The sequence below is a fragment of the Agreia sp. Leaf244 genome, assembly GCF_001422695.1.
Classification (GTDB): Bacteria; Actinomycetota; Actinomycetes; order Actinomycetales; family Microbacteriaceae; genus Agreia.
In genome coordinates, this window is the sequence record NZ_LMLX01000001.1 from 661,900 (window position 1) to 679,906 (window position 18,007).

Annotated in this window: 12 protein-coding genes; 8 read left to right on the forward strand and 4 right to left on the reverse strand. The window is 67.4% G+C overall.

The window, feature by feature from the left end; all coding sequences use genetic code 11:
- Window positions 1-3 precede the first annotated feature (3 nt).
- The 4 genes from ASF06_RS03015 to ASF06_RS03030 all read left to right on the forward strand — a co-directional run bounded on the left by ASF06_RS03015 (window position 4) and on the right by ASF06_RS03030 (window position 7,950).
- A complete protein-coding gene (locus tag ASF06_RS03015; RefSeq protein WP_055943110.1) occupies window positions 4-2,610 on the forward strand; it encodes an alpha-L-rhamnosidase in 2,607 nt (868 codons plus the stop codon).
- Window positions 2,611-2,652: 42 nt separating this feature from the next.
- Complete coding sequence (locus ASF06_RS03020) at window positions 2,653-3,696, forward strand: LacI family DNA-binding transcriptional regulator (protein ID WP_200920293.1); 1,044 nt, start codon at window positions 2,653-2,655, stop codon at window positions 3,694-3,696.
- A 250-nt stretch (window positions 3,697-3,946) separates the two neighbouring features.
- Window positions 3,947-6,691 carry a family 78 glycoside hydrolase catalytic domain gene (locus ASF06_RS03025; protein ID WP_055943112.1) on the forward strand — a complete coding sequence of 915 codons (2,745 nt, stop codon included), beginning with the start codon at window positions 3,947-3,949 and terminating at the stop codon, window positions 6,689-6,691.
- The gene (locus ASF06_RS03030; RefSeq protein ID WP_055943114.1) at window positions 6,688-7,950 is read left to right on the forward strand and encodes a D-arabinono-1,4-lactone oxidase; all 1,263 of its coding nucleotides are present in this window, start codon (window positions 6,688-6,690) and stop codon (window positions 7,948-7,950) included. The genes ASF06_RS03025 and ASF06_RS03030 overlap by 4 nt, the downstream gene beginning before the upstream one ends.
- A gap of 18 nt (window positions 7,951-7,968) precedes the next feature.
- Here the strand turns inward: ASF06_RS03030 and ASF06_RS03035 are convergent, their stop codons facing one another.
- Window positions 7,969-9,312, reverse strand: a complete 1,344-nt coding sequence (locus ASF06_RS03035; protein WP_055943117.1) for an FtsX-like permease family protein — start codon at window positions 9,310-9,312, stop codon at window positions 7,969-7,971.
- Window positions 9,309-10,067, reverse strand: a complete 759-nt coding sequence (locus ASF06_RS03040; protein WP_055943120.1) for an ABC transporter ATP-binding protein — start codon at window positions 10,065-10,067, stop codon at window positions 9,309-9,311. The genes ASF06_RS03035 and ASF06_RS03040 overlap by 4 nt, the downstream gene beginning before the upstream one ends.
- Before the next feature lie 478 nt (window positions 10,068-10,545).
- Here ASF06_RS03040 and ASF06_RS03045 point away from each other — a divergent pair, with 478 nt between their 5' ends.
- The 3 genes from ASF06_RS03045 (at window position 10,546) to ASF06_RS03055 (ending at window position 13,575) form a co-directional block, all read left to right on the forward strand.
- Window positions 10,546-11,598, forward strand: a complete 1,053-nt coding sequence (locus ASF06_RS03045) for a hypothetical protein (RefSeq protein WP_055943122.1) — start codon at window positions 10,546-10,548, stop codon at window positions 11,596-11,598.
- 54 nt (window positions 11,599-11,652) lie between these two features.
- Window positions 11,653-12,207, forward strand: a complete 555-nt coding sequence (locus ASF06_RS03050; protein ID WP_055943125.1) for a TetR/AcrR family transcriptional regulator — start codon at window positions 11,653-11,655, stop codon at window positions 12,205-12,207.
- A gap of 150 nt (window positions 12,208-12,357) precedes the next feature.
- Window positions 12,358-13,575 carry a low temperature requirement protein A gene (locus ASF06_RS03055; RefSeq protein ID WP_157439047.1) on the forward strand — a complete coding sequence of 406 codons (1,218 nt, stop codon included), beginning with the start codon at window positions 12,358-12,360 and terminating at the stop codon, window positions 13,573-13,575.
- On the opposite strand, the gene ASF06_RS03060 is transcribed toward ASF06_RS03055, so the two are convergent.
- Both ASF06_RS03060 and ASF06_RS03065 read right to left on the reverse strand, forming a co-directional pair.
- Window positions 13,566-14,036 carry a MarR family winged helix-turn-helix transcriptional regulator gene (locus ASF06_RS03060; protein WP_055943128.1) on the reverse strand — a complete coding sequence of 157 codons (471 nt, stop codon included), beginning with the start codon at window positions 14,034-14,036 and terminating at the stop codon, window positions 13,566-13,568. The genes ASF06_RS03055 and ASF06_RS03060 overlap by 10 nt on opposite strands.
- Window positions 14,037-14,147: 111 nt before the next feature.
- A complete protein-coding gene (locus ASF06_RS03065) occupies window positions 14,148-16,898 on the reverse strand; it encodes an ATP-binding protein (protein ID WP_082500668.1) in 2,751 nt (916 codons plus the stop codon).
- A 139-nt stretch (window positions 16,899-17,037) separates the two neighbouring features.
- On the opposite strand from ASF06_RS03065, the gene ASF06_RS03070 reads away from it, so the two are divergent.
- Window positions 17,038-17,997 carry an alpha/beta hydrolase gene (locus ASF06_RS03070; protein WP_055943131.1) on the forward strand — a complete coding sequence of 320 codons (960 nt, stop codon included), beginning with the start codon at window positions 17,038-17,040 and terminating at the stop codon, window positions 17,995-17,997.
- Window positions 17,998-18,007: the final 10 nt, after the last annotated feature.

Sequence of the window (18,007 nt, forward strand, 5' to 3'; positions counted from 1 at the left end):
GCCATGTCGGCCACCCCATCAGCCCCCTCCATCGAGCATCACCGCGTTCCCTTCGGCATCGGAGACCGCCGGCCCCGCCTGTCGTGGAAGACCACCGCCGCTCCCGGATGGGCGCAGGTCGGCTATGAGCTCGAGGTCACCCGCAACGGCATCCCCGCCACGCGCCGGGTCGAGTCGGCGGAGTCCGTGCTCGTTCCCTGGCCCGGTCCCGATCTCGTCTCCCGCGAGCGGGCCACCGTGCGGGTGCGCCTCACCGGCGAGGACGGCATCCAGAGCGAGTGGAGCGATCCATCCACTCTCGAGACGGGCCTGCTCGAAGCGTCCGACTGGGTGGCCAAGCCGGTCGGCGGCGCCTGGCGCGAGGAATTCGAATCGGATGATCGTCGCCCGGCGCTCGTGCGCCGAGCATTCGCGCTGACCGGGCCCGTCGCATCCGCCCGCCTGTACGCCTCGGCGCACGGCCTCTACGAGGTCGAGATCAACGGCCGTCGCGTGGGCGACGACGCCATGTCTCCCGGCTGGACCAGCTACGCGCAGCGCCTGCGCTACTACAGCTACGACGTGACGGAACACCTGGTCGACGGCGAGAACGCGATCGGCTCCTGGCTCGGCGACGGCTGGTACCGCGGCCGCTTGGGGTGGCGCGGCGGATGGCGCAACCTCTTCGGCAGCGACCTGTCGCTGATCGCGCAGCTCGAGGTCACCTACACCGATGGCCGCGTCGAGACGATCGCCACCGACAAGACGTGGAACGCCGCGTTCGGTCCGATCGTGCGCACCGGCAACTACGACGGCGAGGACTACGACGCGCGCGACGAGCAGGCCGGCTGGTCGAGCCCCGGGTTCGACGACAGCGCATGGACCCCCGTCGCGGTGCGTTATCGCGATCCCGCCACACTCACCGCCCCGGATGGGCCGCCCGTGCGCTGCACCCAGGAGGTACTGCCGGTCGCTGTCATCGACACCCCGTCGGGCGGAACGGTGCTCGACTTCGGCCAGAACCTGGTGGGGCGCGTGCGTATCCGGGTGTCGGGCGAGGCCGGCCAGACGGTGACACTGCGCACCGCCGAGGTGATGCAGCAGGGCGAGATCTACACTCGCCCCCTGCGCGAGGCGCGCTCGACCGACAACTACACGCTCGCGGGCCGCGAGGTCGAGGAGTGGGAGCCACGGTTCACGATGCACGGCTTCCGTTTCGTCGACGTGGCCGGATGGCCCGGAGACGTTCGCGAGGCCGTCGCCCGGGGCGCGATCGTGGCCCGGGTGTACCACTCCGACATGGAGCGCACCGGCTGGTTCGACAGCTCGGACGAACTCGTGAACCGCCTGCACGAGAACGTGGTGTGGAGCATGCGTGGAAACTTCGTCGACATCCCGACCGACTGCCCGCAGCGCGACGAGCGCGTGGGCTGGACCGGCGACATCCAGGTCTTCGCGCCGACGGCGTCGTTCCTCTACGACGTGTCGGGCTTCCTCGGAAGCTGGCTGAAGGACGTGGCCGTCGAGCAGCTTCCCGACGGAACCGTGCCCTGGTACGTGCCTGCGATCCCCGCGCACCAGATGTGGACTCCGGTACGCCCGGGTGCCGTGTGGGGCGACGTCGCCGTGCTCACTCCGTGGGTGCTCTACGAGCGCTACGGCGACGTGGCCGTGCTCGCCGAGCAGTACGAGAGCGCCAAGGGGTGGGTCGACCTGATGGATCGCCTCTCGGGCGACGACCACCTGTGGAACGAGGGCTTCCAGCTGGGCGACTGGCTCGACCCCGCGGCTCCCCCGCAGGACCCGGCCGACGCGACGACCGACAAGTACCTGGTCGCGACCGCGTACTTCGCCTGGAGCGCGCGGCACCTCAGTCTCACCGCCGAGGTTCTGGGCAAGGCCGACGAGGCCGAGCACTACGGCCTCCTCGCCGACAAGGTCCGCGACGCCTTCGCGGCCGAGTACCTGCTGCCCGACGGCCGTCTCACCTCAGACGCACAGACCGCGTACTCGCTGGCCATCACCTTCGACCTGATCCCGGATGACGCCCGTCGGGCGGCTGCCGGGCGGCGCCTCGCCGAACTCGTGGAGGCTGCCGGCAACCGCATCGCCACCGGTTTCGCGGGCACGCCGCTGGTGTCGGATGCCCTGACGATGGCCGACGCGGTCGACACCGCCTACGACCTGCTTCTCGAGAGGGAGTGCCCGTCATGGCTCTACGCCGTGACCCAGGGAGCGACCACCATCTGGGAGCGGTGGGACAGCCAACTGCCCGACGGCCGGGTCAACCCGGGCACGATGACCTCGTTCAACCACTATGCGCTCGGGGCGGTCGCCGACTGGATGCACCGGGTCGTCGCTGGCCTCGCGCCGGCCGAACCGGGCTACCGCACCATCGCGTTCCGTCCCCAGCCGGGCGGCGGACTCACCCACGCCTCGGCGACGCACGAGTCGCCGTACGGCACCGTCTCGATCGCGTGGAGGTTCGAGGGCGACGAGCTCGTGGTCGAGACGCAGGTTCCCGTGGGCGCCTCGGCGGTGCTCGAGCTCGAGGGCCACGAGCCGATCGCGCTGCAGCACGGCAGTCACGTCGCCCGGGTTCCCGCGGGAGTCGCACTGGCGCCTCGCTAGACTCTCCTGCAGTTCACGAAAGTGATTCGAAAGGGCGAGCGGATGTCTGACGAGGCGAAGCAGTCCGCGCGAGCTGCCCAACCCAGCATGCAGGACGTCGCGACGGCGGCCGGCGTCGCCCTCGGCACCGTCTCGAACGTTCTCAACCACCCGCAGCGCGTGGCGGAGTCGACACGACTGCGGGTGCAGCAGGCCATCGCAGAGCTGGGCTTCGTGCGCAACGCGAACGCCCGCTCGTTGGCGGGAGGCTCGACCGACAGCATCGCTCTCATCGTTCCCGACCTCGGCAACAGCCTGTTCGTCGACATGTCGAAGGGCGCGCAGGCCGAAGCGCGCGAGCACGGCCTCAGCCTGCTCATCGCGTCGAGCGCCGACAGCGTCGCGGAGCAGGACCGCTACCTCGACCTCTTCGACGAGGCCAGAACCCAGGGCATGCTGCTCGCCCCGATGCACGACTCTCGCGCGGGCATCGAACGCGTGCGCAGCCACGGCCGGCCGGTGGTGCTCGTCAACTACAGCGACCCGCTCATCGAGTGCTGCACCGTTCTGATGGACAACGTGCTCGACGGCTACCTCGCCGCACGCCACCTGCTCTCGACCGGTGTGGGCGAGCTCGTGTTCGTGGCGGGGCCCGAGCGACTGCAGCCCGTGCGCGATCGTCAGCTGGGCGCGACCCGTGCGGCATCCGAGGCGGGCGTCGAACTCGCGCTCGTGCGAACGGATGCCGTCACGGCCGCAGACGGGCGCGCCGTCGGCTCCGAGCATGGTGCGGCCTGGGCCGCCGCGGCCGGCCGTGTCGGGATCATCGCCTCGACCGACCTGCTGGCCCTCGGCATCCTGCAGTCGCTGCTCGCGATGCCGGGTATCTCGATCCCTGGCGATGTCGCCGTAATGGGCAGCGACGGAAACCGCAGCGCGTGGGAGAGCCCACTGCCCTTCTCCACCGTGGAGCCCCCGGGCTATCGCATGGGTGTGGAGGCGGTGCGTCTGCTCGTCGAGGAGATCGCCGGCGCCTCGCACGAGCACCGCACGACCGTGCTCAGCCCCTCGATCCTCGAGCGCGAGAGCACCCTCGGTCACCGCTGAGCTCCCTGCCGCGGGTCGATCTGTCACAGATCGCGCGGTTCCGCGCGGAGGAGAGCATTCTTCGACAGATCGCTGACGTCGCCATTCGTCGATCTGTCAGAGAAGGCGCACTTTTCGGCAGACGCGAACGTTCTCTGACAGATCGGCGCGAGGGCAGCACACCTCCCGACCTTGTCTTGCGAGGGGCGATCAGCTTAGACTCGGCTATTGAAGCGCTTCAACGGCGTCCGTTTCGCGAAAGGCACCCTGCATGCACGTCACCGGCCTCGGCATCCACGGCTTCGCAGAGACGCTTGCCGTCGACGAACCCGAGCTGCGCGTCTACTGGCGCGTCGAGAGCCCCGAACGCGGTGCGCGCCAGACGGCGTACCGCATCCGGCTCGACCTGATGGATGCGCCGGGGGACCCCCGAGGCGCCGTCTGGGACAGCGACTGGGTCGACTGCGACGCCACCCGCGACATCCCACTCGAGCCCGAGGATCCCCTGCTGCCGACGACCGCCTACCGCTGGAGCGTCGCCGTGCGCGACGAGCGCGGACGCGAGTCCACGAGTGAGCCGGCCGGCTTCCACACGGGCTACCAGAACTCGCACGCGGCTCCCCCCTTGAGCCCGAACCGCGACATCATGCCCGACGACAGCCTGCTGTTCCGCAGCTGGTTCGCCGACCCGGATGCGCGGTGGAAAGGCCGCTGGATCGGTACGACGAGCGACAGGCCGTTCTACGTGCGGCGCGAGTTCGAGCTCGACGAGACGCCGGTGCGCGCCGTCGCCTTCGCGACCGGTCTCGGCCACCTGCAGTTGTTCGCGAACGGCGCGCCCGCATCCAATCACCGTCTCGACCCGGGCTGGACGGACTACCACCAGACCGTGCAGTACGCGGCCTACGACCTTACGGGCCGCATCACGGCCGGGCCGAACGTCCTCGGCGCGCACGTGGGCAACGGCTTCTACGCGGGCGAGCAGGGCGATCGCTTCTTCTGGCCGCTCTACGAGGACAAGACGTACGTGCGCTACGGAAACGAGCTCCCCTTCGTGGCAGAGCTGCACCTCACGTACGCCGACGGCCGCCGCGAGACGGTGATCAGCGACCAGAGCTGGCGCATCCGCGAATCGGCCACGACGCTGGCGAACGTCTACGCGTCCGAGGACCACGACCGCAGGCTGTTCCCGACCGGATGGACGGCAGCCGGATTCGACGACTCCGAGTGGCGTCAGGCGTCGTTCATCCAGGGCCCGCGCGGGCATCTGCGCTACCAGTCGCAGCCCGCGCTCACCGCGATCGAGACGCGCACGCCCATCGAGGTGACCGAACCGCGCCCGGGCACCCTCGTCTTCGATCTGAGTCAGAACATGTCGACGATGGTCGAGGTCTCTGCAATGGGCAGCGCCGGAGACCGCATCGTGGTGCGCTACGGCGAGACCCTCGGCGACGAAGGCGTTCTGGTCATGACCGACCCCGAGTTCTCGGAGTTCGGCACCCACGTCTACTCGACGTTCACCCTCGCGGGAACCGGCGAGCCCGAGACGTGGCAGCCCGACTTCTCGTATGCGGGCGCCCGCTGGGTGCAGCTCGAGGGCGTCGCCCCGATGGATGATGACGGCTCGAGCGGTCTGCCGCGTATCACCGACGTGCGGGGCCACTTCGTGTCCAGCGCCTCGGCACGCACCGGCACGATGACGACGGACGTCGACGATGCCAACGCCATCCTCGCCGTGCTCGAGCCGACGTTCGCGAGCAACCTGCAGAGCCTGCACACCGACTGTCCGCAGATCGAGAAGTTCGGCTGGCTCGAGGTGGTGCACCTGCTGGCGAACGGTACGCAATACATCCGCGACGTCGAGGACCTCTACACGAAGATCCTTCGCGACGTGATGCGAGCGCAGGACAGCGACGGGCTCGTGCCGACGATGGCACCCGAGATCCGCTATATGACGGGGCCGTTCCGAGACTCGATCGCGTGGGGCAGCGCGATCGTCTACCTGCCGAAGTTCCTCGTCGACGCGTATGACTCCACGGGCATACTTGCGGACGCGTATCCGGCGGCAGCCCGTTATATGAGCTACCTGCAGGGCAAAGAGGTGCACGGCGGCATCATCCGGCACGGCCTCGGCGACTGGGGTGTCAGCGGCGCATACGGCAACGGGCATGCGAATCTCGAGACGGCGATCTATATCGACTGCCTGCGCATCATGGCCTCGTTCGCCGACCGGCTCGGCAAGTTGGCCGACGCCGTGGCCTACCGCAACAAGGCCTCCGAGGTCACCCGGGTGTACAACGATCACCTGCTGGAGGCCGACCCGGAAACCGGCCGCTATCGATACGTGAGCCGCGACGGCCTGCCCACCTCGATCACCGCGGTCAACCAGGCCGCCGCACTGCAGTTCGGCCTCGTGCCCGCGGAGCACAGGGCCGACGTGGAGGCAGCGTTCATCGCCGAGGCCGAGAAGGCCACCTTCGAGACGGGGGAGATCGGCATGCGGTATCTGTTCCTGCAGCTCGCCGACCTCAAGCGCAGCGACATCTGGATGCGCATGGCCCGCCGCGAGGAGCACCCGAGCTACATGCGGTTCATCCGCCGCGGAGAGACGACCCTGCCGGAATTCTGGGCCGACGAGGTGCGCTCGAAGAACCACGACATGCTCGGCCATGCCCTCGAGTACTTCTGGCGCGGCGTACTCGGCCTGCGTTCGCTCGAGTCGGCCTACCGGGTGTTCGCCGTCGACCCCGACTACACCGGCGAGTTCGCATCGGTGAGCGCTGACTTCGCCTCCCCTCGCGGCACCATCTCACTGCGGATCGATCGAGGCGCGCAGAGCACGCGCATTCATGTGACCGTACCGGCGAATACGTCTGCTGTGGTGACTCTTCCCGCGTACGCTACAACGGTGGCTGTCAACGGCGAGCCGGCTTCTGCCATCTCACCGGATGCGTCGGCCGCGACCCTGTCGCTCACGTCGGGCGACTGGAGAATCGAGACCGAAGGAACCGCGTGAGAAACGAACCCGAGCTGAACTGGGCGGGAACGCTCGAATACAAGGCCGCAGACATCGTCGATGCGACCACGATCGATGAGGTCTCCTCCCTCGTCGCCGGGGCCGAACGCATCCGTGCACTCGGCACCCGGCACTCGTTCAGCGACATCGCCGACACCGACGCCCTGCTCGTGACCGTCACCGAGATCGAGCCCGACTTCGTTCTCGACGACGAGGCCCGCACGGTCACCGTCGGCGCGGGCACCCGCTACGGCATTCTGGCCCGCTACCTCGAAGACAACGGCTGGGCTCTGCACAACATGGGCTCGCTGCCGCACATCTCGATCGCGGGCGCCGTCGCCACGGGAACGCACGGATCGGGCAACGGCAACGGCGTGCTCTCGACCGCGGTCTCGGCGCTCGAATTCGTGACCGCCGACGGCGAGCTGCGCACCGTTCGTCGCGGTGAGCCCGGCTTCGACGGTCTTGTCGTGGGCTTGGGGGCGTTCGGCGTGGTCGTGCGCATCACCCTGAACATCCAGCCGTCGTTCCAGGTTCGGCAGGATGTCTTCCGCGGCCTGCCCTGGGACGTGCTGCTCGACGACGTCGAGGGAGTGACCTCTCTGGGCTACAGCGTGAGCGTGTTCACCGACTGGGTCGAAGACACCATCGCCAACTTCTGGGTGAAGACCCGGCTCGACTCGGGTGTCGACGTTCCCGACGAGTGGAACGGTGCGAAGCGCGACATCGTCTCGGCCGGTTCGCTGTGGGAGACCTCGGACGACAACCTCAACGAGCAGGGCGGCAAGCCCGGTCCGTGGCTCGAGCGGCTCCCGCACTTCCGGCTCGACCGCATCCCGTCGAACGGCGACGAGATCCAGACGGAGTACTTCGTTCCGCGCTCCCAGGGCGGCGACGCCCTGCGCGCCGTGCGGGCGCTCGGCGAGAAGATCGCTCCCCACCTGATCATCACCGAGCTGCGCACCGCCGCGGCCGACGACCTCTGGTTGAGCATGGCCTACCAGCGCGACTCGCTCATCATCCACTTCACGTGGAAGAACGAGCCCGACGCCGTTCTGGCCCTGCTGCCGCAGATCGAAGAGGCGCTCGCGCCGTTCGACGCGCGGCCCCACTGGGGCAAGCTGAACACGGTGGATGCCGTCACCCTGTCACGGCTGTATCCGCGGCTTCCCGAGTTCCGGGCTCTGGCCGCGGAGTGGGACCCGACGGGCGCGTTCCGCAATGCCGCGCTCGACAGGCTGATCTTCACGGAGGAGTAGGCGGCTGGCGGCTCGGCGCTACTCGGCGGCCAGGACTTCCCTGACCGGACGACGAAGCGCCGATGCCACGGGGATGGCGCTGGCCGCGGTGATCACGAGGGCGCACACCGCGGTCGCCGTCACCCCTGGCCCCAGCCCGAAATCGGGCAGAGTGGGCGAGATACGGCTAAGACTCACGGCCATTCCGACACCCGTGACGACCTGCACAGCGGCGGAGATGAGAGCCGCGGTTCCGACCAGAATCAGGGCCTCCCACGTCGCGCGCAGGAGGACGAGACCTCGACCGCCGCCGGCCGACTGCACCAGAGCCGCCTCCTGCTCGCGCGTGCGGGTGGCCATCAACACCGTCGCCGCCGCCCCGGCCAGCGACACCAGTAGAGGTCCGCCCAGCAGGATGAGAAAACTCCCGGGGCCGAGGGTCCCCGTGCTCTCGCCGGTGACGGATCGCACAAAGTTCCCATTCGTGGAGAATGCGGCGTAGAAGCTGCCCGGCAGGGCTATGGTCACCACCAGAGCGCTGATCGTCGCCGTGCTGCGGCTCACCTGAAAGGCTGCCGCGTTTCGCGCAAGGAACCATGACGTGGAGGTGCGGTCCGGGATCACCTTCGTCCAGGTGCGCAGCAGCGGAGGCGCGATCAACGGTATGGCGCAGACGGCCACGGCGGTGAAGAGCGGCCCGATGAGGAGGAGCTGACCGCTCGCACCCTCGGAGTTGTTCCCGGCGCTCCAGGTCAGCACGAGCGACAGAGCGACCGTGATGGCCAACAGAATCCAGCGTGCGATCCCCATTCGCGTGACGTCGCCGTCGGCGTTGCGCAGCACTTCGATGGCCCGTACTCCTCCGGCGCGTCTCGAGGCCTTCAGGCTGCCGAGCACGACGATGACGGAGACGAGGACGATCACGACGAGCTGACTCTCCGGCCGCGTCTGAGGCTGAATCGACTGAAGGCCCGACGAATCGGAGAGCCCGAAGCGGAGTATCCCCGGGAGGAACGGCGAGGCGATGAGGGTGCCGAGCGTGGATCCGAGCACGGCGACGACGGTCAGCTGCGCTCTGACGATCCAAGTGACTCTGGCCGACGAGACGCCGACGAGCTGCCAGAGCGCGTAGCTCCTGCGCTGCAGGTCCACGGTGAGACGCGTGACACTGCCCAGCACCGTGACGATCGAGACGGTCGTGAGGATCGTGGCGATCGAAGCCAGGGTTGCAAGCCCGGCCGCGTACACGAACTCCAGTCCGAAGCCCGACGTCACGAGTCCCGCGGCGACGGAGACGGCCGCCCCGGCGGCAGCTGTCACGACGAGCGCCCCGAGCCAGATCGGAATATTCGCCAGGAGGTCTCGAAAGACCAGGCGTATCACGGGGCGACCTCGTCTCCGGCGGCCGTCAGGGCGGCGAGCACGTCGCCGGCCGATGGGCGTCGGAGTTCTCTGTGGACTCGTCCGTCTCGAAGAACGAGCACCCGATCTGCACGTGCGGCTGCTTCGAGGTCATGAGTGACCATGACGACGGACCGATCGCCGTGCGCGACCCGACGGAGCAGATCGAGGACCGCTGCACCCGCTTGAGTGTCGAGAGCGCCGGTGGGTTCGTCTGCGAAGACCAGCGACGGATTCGATGCAAGAACGCGGGCGATGGCGACGCGCTGCTGCTGACCGCCCGAGAGTTGCCCCGGCCGGTACCCCTCTCGGCCGCTGAGTCCCACCGACGAGAGCACCTCGTCGACGGCGGAGGCGGACACGGCCCTGTGCGCGAGACGGGCCGGAAGGGCCACGTTCTGGTGAGCGGTGAGCGACGGAATGAGGTTGAAGGACTGAAAGACGAAGCCGATCTGATCGCGGCGAAGAATGGCCAGGGCCTTGGGCGTGAGTCTGTCCAGCTGCCCGCCCGCGAGCACGACGCTGCCGGAGCTGTAGGGCTCCAGGCCCGCCAGACAGTACAGCAGTGTCGACTTACCTGAGCCGCTGGGGCCGACGATGGCCACGAATTCGCCGCGATTCACGGTCAGAGAGACGTCGTGCAGAACCTCGACCGAGGCGCCGTCTGCGGCCGGATATGACTTGGTGATGTGTCGGGCGTCGAGAATCTCGGTCGTTGTCGTGTTCGGATCGCTCATTGCTCTCATCCAGTCCCGCACTCGTGTCAGCTCATGCAGACCGGTTCAGCATCCCAAGCGCCAGGAGATCTGTCCATCCGTTCGATGACGTAACTTGCCGGCGTGGAGCCAGTACGTCATCTGACGGTGGCGCATGCATTCCGTGTGCGAGATCTTCAAGATGTCGCCGGGTTTCACTGAGGCAGGCGGTCACAGCACATGACATCGCAGGATGTCGAGATCCTGCCGACCGATCGGAGAACGCTGGACGGGCAAAATACTCATAGATACGACGAATCCGATCGAAGCGCCCACGTTCGTGCCGTTCGACGTCGGCGGACTGCGAGAGGGTGGGCGGCTGTACCAGTTCCCGGGTGGCCCCCTGGCCGGTCGAGATCTGATCCAGCTCTGAGGACATCAGCCCGGGAATAACTTGCCTTAGTTATGCATTGATCAATTACATAAGTAATAATCGAATGATTACAGAGGAGGCAAACCCATGACGACTCACCCGTCCCACGCTCAGCCCATATCGCGCAGGCCCAAGGCGCTGCCCATCCTGACGATCCAGATCATCCTGTCGGCGCTCGTCGCCTCAGCCTTCGTCGGCATCTACCTCGGACTCCAGAGAGACCCCGCTCCGATCAGCGTCCCACTGGTCACGACAAGCCAGGAGTTGGCGACATCGGCCGAGTCCGCATGGGGAGAGAAGGCTTCTGTGACCGTGGTCGACACCGTCGCGGACGCCGAGGACCTGCTGCGTACCGACGCAGCCGTGGCCGCATTCGTTCCCACAGCATCCGGACTGGACGTGTACACGGCCGGAGCCAACGGACGGAGCGTGACCATGGCCGCCACCGGCCTCATCGAGGGCCTGGCCGAGGCTGCGGATCTGCCCGTCGCATCGACGACCGACGTGGTTCCCTTGGCGCAATACGATCGCCAGGGCCTCTCCAGCTTCTACCTGGTATTCGGGGTCACCCTCGCCGCATTCATCCTCGCCCAGATCCTGTCGGCGATGAGCTTTCTCTCGCTTCGCTCCAGGATCCTGGCCGTCGCCGCCGGCGCGATCGTCAGCGCGGTCGTGGCCGGGGTTCTCGCGGGGCCTGTTCTCGGCGCCGTTCCTGCCACGCTGTGGGTCGTCATCCCCGGCCTCGCGCTCTTGTCTGCGGCGGTGTCGGTGTCGACGATGGCGATCGCCGCTGCGATCGGTCCGATCGGAAACGTGCTCTCGACGCTGCTCTTCACTGTGGCCGGCAACGCCACCGGGGGCGCAACCGTCAGCCCCTTCCTGATGCCGCCGCTCGTCGCGACGCTCGGCGCACTGCTGCCTCAGGGCGCTGCATTCCGTCTGATCGTGAACACCGGCTACTTCGGCGGAGCCAACACCGTCGGGCCTGTCGTCGTACTCCTCGCCTGGAATGCGGCCGCCGCCCTGCTCCTGTTCGTCGCATCCCGCCGCGCCGCGCGTCGCAACGCGGCCGCCGCCTCCTCGGCGGTTGCGGCACCGGCGGTCGCTGCACCGGCGGTCGCCGCAGCGCCAGTCTCCTGAGCCGTCTCGGGCGGGGCAAGGAATCGATCGATGCGTCGAGGGTACAGTGGGCGTGTGACCGATCCCGTGCCTCGCATCCCCGGTCCGGAGCGTCGGGCGCTCACCATAGCGTCGGCGACAGACGTCTTCGCCGCGCGCGGTTATGTCGGGGCGAGCACCGACATGATCGCCCGCGCTGCAGGAATCAGCCAGTCGTACGTGGTTCGGATGTTCGGCGGCAAGGAGGCGTTGTTCGTCGAGGTGATCCGTCGTTCGCTCGATCGAATCCTGGAAGCATTCACCGCCGCACTCGACGACGCGCCCCCTCGACCGCTGACCGCCCTCGGGGCCGCCTACGTCTCTTTGGCGCAGAAGGAACAGGTGCATCTCATCCTGCTCCAGGCCTTCGCCGCAAGCGGCGATCCCGCGGTCGGCCCCGCAGCTCGAGCCGGCTTCGAAGAACTGCTGCACTTCCTCCTCCATACGGCGCATCTCTCAGCAGATGACGCGGAAGCATTCCTCGCTCGAGGAATGCTGATCAACACCCTCATGGCGATCGGTCTTCCGCAGGGTGCGACCGGCGACGCGGCCGACCTCGTCGAGCGCGTCTTCGGGCCCGCCGCCGGCTAGACCCGCTCTCGGTGACGGCCGCGAGCGGTACGTCACGTGACGGATGCCTCCATCGTCCGCATCGGAGAGTGTTCTCGTGAAGGCGTTCCGACCTTCGTGGGAGGGACACGTGGGTGGCTTCAGCGACGAACGTGTTCTCGGGGCCCGCCCATGAACATCCGTCTACGGGTGCCGTTGACCGCACGACGTATCGACGAGCAGGATCGTGCCTCATCTCCGCTCGAGCTGCTCTTCGACCTCACGTTCGTCGTGGCGATCGCTCAGGCAGTCGCACAGTTGGCGCACGGCCTCGAAGGGGGCCCACTCATCTCGACCCTGATTCCTTTCGGGTTGACGTTCTTCGCGATCTGGTGGGCCTGGATGAACTTCACCTGGTTCTCCTCCGGCTACGACAACGATGATGCCCTGTACCGGGTGACCACGATGCTGCAGATGATCGGAGTTCTGATCCTGTGCTCCGGCATTCCGGCGGTCTTCGAGCAGGGCGACTACACCGCGTTGACTCTCGGATACTTCGTCATGCGCTTCGGCCTCATCACTCAATGGACACGTGCAGCGTTGGCGGACTCTGAACACCGACGTAGCTCGGTGCGGACGATCATCGGCTACGGCACGCTGCAGGCCGGATGGCTGGCCCGCCTCCTTCTGCCGGAGCACTGGGGGCTTCCCGTCTCGCTGCTTCTCGTCGTGCTCGAACTCCTGGTGCCGTTGTGGGCGGCGAGAGCCGGCGATCCCGGATGGAACCCCGGCCACATCGCGGAACGATTCGGACTCTTCACGATCATTCTTCTCGGCGAGAGCGTGCTCGCAGCCATGACCGGGTTCCAGCGTGCGTACACGGCAGACGGATTGAGCGCGCAGTTGGTGATTGTCGCGCTAGCCTCCGTTGTCACATTGTTCGCGCTCTGGTGGCTGTACTACCTCGAACCATCCGCTGCAGGGCTCGCCGAGCGTCGACGCTTCTCCTACATCTGGGCCTACGGGCACTACGCCACTTTCGGCGCTCTCGCGATGCTGGGGGCAGGGTTGGAGGTCGCGGTCGCGTCGCCGAGCGAAGACGGCCTCGTTCCGGCAAGGGTGATAGCCCTGGCGGTAACGGTGCCGGTCAGCCTTTTCCTCGTGACGCTGTGGAGCCTGAATGCGCAGCTCATCCCGTACGCGGCCATTCGAGCACGGGTGATTCTGCCATCGGCTCTGATCACGGCTCTCCTGCCGTTCGCAGCAGACAGCCTCCAGCCGGTGGGCATCGTGCTCATCGGGGCTGCGGCGTGCGCCTTCGCGGTCGTCCTGGCATCACTGAATCAGGCCGGGCGCACGGTCCGCACACCTCCTGAGACGAGCCCTTCGCGCCTTACCGATCAGGGGTGATCCGCCGGCCGCGGCAATGTTCCCTGATCGATGATGCGGTCGTAGACGCGCTCCATGATGTCGGCCAACCGATCGAGGTCGGTGCCGTCGAGGGCGTCGAGAAAGATGGACTTCACCAGCTCCACGTGGGACGGCGTCGCAGCACGCAAGGCCTGCCATCCCTCGGTCGTCATGCTCACGTCCGTCGCACGTCCGTCGTCGGCCGCCGTGCGCGCGTCGAGCAGGGACCTCTGCTGCATACGCCTCACCTGGTGCGACGCGCGGCTCCGTTCCCACCCCAACCGCGTCGCCAGAGCAGCGATACGCATCGTCGCCGTGGGCTCGCTCGTCAACGCGACCAGGACGTCGTAATCCGGAAGCGACAACGCGCTGTCCGCCTGCAGCTGTCGATTCATCTCGTACCGGAGTCGCAGTTGCACCTTCATATAGGCGTACCACGCCCGGATCTGCTCGTCGCTCATCAACGAATACGGCGAGCCTTCAGGTGGATCATCTGGACCTGATGTGCTCACGTTGTTCCCTATGCCGTCGAAAGAACCAGTATCCCGCGTCTCATCGGGGGCCGCGTGCCGTCACTGGAAGTAGCCACCGTCCTGAAGGGCATCTCGCAGCTGCGAGCGGCTGCTTATCCCGAGTTTCGGAAAGGTCTTGTACAGGTGGGTGCTCACCGTGCGATGCGAGAGATACACCCTGTCCGCGATCTCCTTATTGCTCATTCCTCGTGCAGCGAGCACAGCGACCTGAAGCTCCTGCGGCGTGAGTGGCGCGAGGTCGGCGCCGGCGACGCCTCGCCGCGGCGCCTCGCCGGCGGCGCGCATTTCGGCCGCGGCCCTCTCGGCCAGCCCGCGGGCTCCACTCGAATCGAACGTGTCGAGCGCACGCCTGAGGTGCGGTCGAGCCTCGAGGGGCCGCCGTTCCCGCCGCAGCCACTCCCCGAAGAGGAGCTCGGTCCGCGCCAACTCGAAGGGGGACTCGCTGAACTCCCCCATTCCCACGGCGGCGGCGAAGTGTTCCTCCGTGTCCTTCGACTTGCCTTCCACGTCCGCGAGCAGCGCCCTGCTTCGGGCGACGAGCGATCCGAGAAACGCTGACCGGTAGGCGCGGGCAGCACGCTCCGCCGCATCGATGCTGTCCCGCACCGTGTCGGCCCGATTCGCGCGTACGGCGGCTTCGGCCCGATCCGCGATGGCCCAGAGTCCCCTCGTCGGATGGACCGTCATATGGGTCAGGTCGGTGAGCGCATCCCGGTATCGATTCTCGGCCAAGGCCACGATCCCCGACGCCCATCGCGAGTCGGCCGTGGCCATGGCCAGCGGATGAACCATTGCCAGCTCGCGCTGACGTCGCAGGGTCACGGCTGTCATCTCGGCGTCGCCCAGAGTCGCGTATCCCCGGGCGATCGTGGCAACGCACATCCCCTCTACCAACGGTTGTTCGGTCTCCTTGGCCATCCGTGCGGCGAACTCGGCATCCGCCAACCCCTCATGGATTCGACCGCGGAGCATCAACAGAGTTGCTCGCCCACGGAGCGCCTGTGCCTCGTCTGCCGGGGCGCCCCGTTCATGGAACCGCTCGCGGGCGAGGCCCCAGCACGCCAGGGCGGTCTCGATGTCGTGCAGCGATTCCGCAGCGATCGCGAGACTCAACATGCCGATCGGCGATTGATCCAGTTGCGGAATGAGTTGCGGAAGCGCGGCTCGAAGGTCTTCATCGACTTGGCCCAGGGGCGACATGAGCGCCAGGGTGATCGGCTTCAACGGGTTCTGGGTATGGATTGCACGGACCTGCCGCTCGATCTTGCGCCACTCGGCCGGAGGCAGATTCCTTCCCCGCACGGTCATGGCTGCCGCCCACAGCACCTCGATGCGCCGGTCCGCGTTCTCCGGTCCGGTCAGCCTCGCGATCGTCCGCTCGATGTCTGCGGGCGAATGCCCCGTCAGACCGGTCGTCAGGCTGAGCCCGTTCCGCGTGGTCGCCAGGAGCGCTATCGTCTCGGGCCGCGTCGCTATCCGCTCGGCTTCTTCGACAGACGCCAGGGCTTCCGCACCGAGACCGGCAGCTCGGGAGACGTCAGCCGCTCGAGCCAGGCGTGCCGCTCGAGCGTCCTGGGATTCGGAGAGCTCCGCGGCGCGTTCGTACGCGGCGGCGGCCTCGACGAGCGCCCCCCGCATCTGTGCCTGGTGTCCGGCATCCTCGAGGTCTTGGGCGACCGCCTCGCTGCGCTCGAAAGACGATGCGGCTTTGTGCCAGGCCGCCCTCGCGGGATCTCGCACCGTCTGCGCGAGGACGGAGTGCGCCTGCTGCAGGGCCCCTGTCGGCGATGCGCCCAGGATGGCCGCGCGAAGAAGCGGATGGCGAAAGCGAGGGCGCTTATCGACCACCCGGAGCATGCCGGCCTTCTCCAGGGGAGCCAGATCATCGAGATCGAGCCCCGCGAGTCGGGCCGCGTCCAACACGTCGAGCATGCTGAGGTCTTCGGCGACCGCGGCGATGAGCATCAGAGTCTGGCTGCGCTCCGGCACGTCGGCCAGCCGGCCGAGAAAGGCCTGCTCCAGACGCTGCGTGGTCGGAATGACGCTCCTGAGGCCCGTGCGCTTCACGGGCCCCGTGACCGCGATCGCCAGCTCCCTGAGTGCGAGGGGGTTGCCACCCGCCTCTCGAAGCACTCGAACCCTCTGCGCCTCGGTGAGGTGCGGAGACACGTCGGAGAGAAGTTCGCGCGATGCCGCCTCGCTCAGAGGACCGAGAATCATCCGTTCGATCGCGAGCACCTCGGTCCCACCATCCCACGAAGGCCGACTCGTCGCCGCGAGGGATATATGCGCGTCGCCGAGCCGCAATGCGATGAACTCGATCACATGCCGTGTGGATCTATCGACCCAGTGAAGGTCCTCTATCGCGATGAAGAGCGGAGTGGATGAGCTCGCTTCCTCGAGCAGGCCCAGTGCGGCGACGCTGACGAGCAGCCTGTCGGGCGACGACCCGTCGGCCAATCCGAAAGCCGACTGCAGGGCCTCTCGCTGTCGCGTGGGCAGGCGGTCGACGTGCCGCATCAGTGGCCGGAGCATCTGGTGCAGGGCGCCGTAACCGACAGGCGATGCGCTCTCCAGGCCGGTGCAGGTCAGAAGCGTGTAGTTGGCCTCGACCGCTCGCGAGCTGATCTCGGCCAGCAACGACGACTTACCGATGCCGGCCTCTCCTTCGATGAGGACAGCCACGCCGCCCGGCCGTGCGCGGATCGCCGCACGCTGCAGATCGTCTGTCTCGCTCGAACGGCCGATCAACGGCTGTTCGTCGCATCCGGCCGACCAAATAAGTGACATATCACCATAGTAGGCACGACCAGGGGGCGTGTCGACACGTGCTATCGAACGCCGCCGGATACGTCAGGTCACGGATGACGACTCGCCGACAACCTTGCAGATTGGAGGGAACAGCCCATCACTCATCACTGGAGGAACCATGACCGGAAACCCGAAGAACATCGCCCTCGAACCCGCGGCCCAGGAATTCGCCGACGCGACATCCACGCCGCCTTTCCTCTACCAGCTCACACCCGAGGAAGGCCGCAAGGCCGTGGACTCGGTCCAGGACTCCCCCATCGAGAAACCCGAGGTGCAGGACGAGTGGATCGATATCGATGGCGGCCCGACGGGAACGGTCAAGCTGCGGATCGTCAAACCGCTCGATGCCCAGGGCGACCTCCCCGTCATCATCTACATCCACGGCGCGGGCTGGGTCTTCGGCGACGCCCACACCCATGACCGACTGGTTCGCGACCTGGCAATCGGTTCGAACGCAGCCGTCGTCTTCCCCGAATACGACCGCTCACCAGAGGTCAAGTACCCGGTCGCGATCGAACAGTCCTATGCGGCGGCCCAGTGGGTCGTCTCGGATGGCGCGAGCAGAGGCCTCGACAGCAGCCGCATCGCCGTGTCAGGCGACTCGGTGGGCGGCAACATGGCGATCGCCGTGGCGCTTCTGGCCAAGCAGCGCGGCGATGTCGCGATCTCGAAGCTGGTGCTGTTCTACCCGGTGACCAATGCGGCGTTCGACACGGACTCCTACGAGGAGTTCGAGGTCGGGTACTTCCTCGGTCGAGAGGGCATGCGCTGGTTCTGGGATCAGTACACGCTCGATGAGGACCAGCGCGCCGAGATCACGGCCTCGCCGCTGCGCGCCAGCCTGGACGAACTCGCCGGGCTGCCCGACACCCTGATCATCACAGGCGAGGCCGACGTGCTGCGGGACGAGGGAGAGGCCTTCGCTGCGCGCCTGCGCCAAGCCGGCGTGCCCACGGCGAACGTGCGCTTCGGCGGCATCACCCACGACTTCGTCATGGTCAACTCCCTGCACGGCACCGAGTCGGCCAAGCACGCGATCTGGCTGGCCAACGCCTCGATCACCGACGCATTCAACTAACAAGACGGCG

Bases quoted from the DNA above. Each gene is read 5' to 3' on its own strand.
- ASF06_RS03015 (WP_055943110.1), top strand. From the start codon at position 4: ATGTCGGCCACCCCATCAGCCCCCTCCATCGAGCATCACCGCGTTCCC.
- ASF06_RS03020 (WP_200920293.1), top strand. From the start codon at position 2,653: ATGTCTGACGAGGCGAAGCAGTCCGCGCGAGCTGCCCAACCCAGCATG.
- ASF06_RS03025 (WP_055943112.1), top strand. From the start codon at position 3,947: ATGCACGTCACCGGCCTCGGCATCCACGGCTTCGCAGAGACGCTTGCC.
- ASF06_RS03040 (WP_055943120.1), bottom strand. From the start codon at position 10,067: ATGAGCGATCCGAACACGACAACGACCGAGATTCTCGACGCCCGACAC.
- ASF06_RS03045 (WP_055943122.1), top strand. From the start codon at position 10,546: ATGACGACTCACCCGTCCCACGCTCAGCCCATATCGCGCAGGCCCAAG.
- ASF06_RS03055 (WP_157439047.1), top strand. From the start codon at position 12,358: ATGAACATCCGTCTACGGGTGCCGTTGACCGCACGACGTATCGACGAG.
- ASF06_RS03060 (WP_055943128.1), bottom strand. From the start codon at position 14,036: ATGAGCGACGAGCAGATCCGGGCGTGGTACGCCTATATGAAGGTGCAA.
- ASF06_RS03065 (WP_082500668.1), bottom strand. From the start codon at position 16,898: ATGTCACTTATTTGGTCGGCCGGATGCGACGAACAGCCGTTGATCGGC.
- ASF06_RS03070 (WP_055943131.1), top strand. From the start codon at position 17,038: ATGACCGGAAACCCGAAGAACATCGCCCTCGAACCCGCGGCCCAGGAA.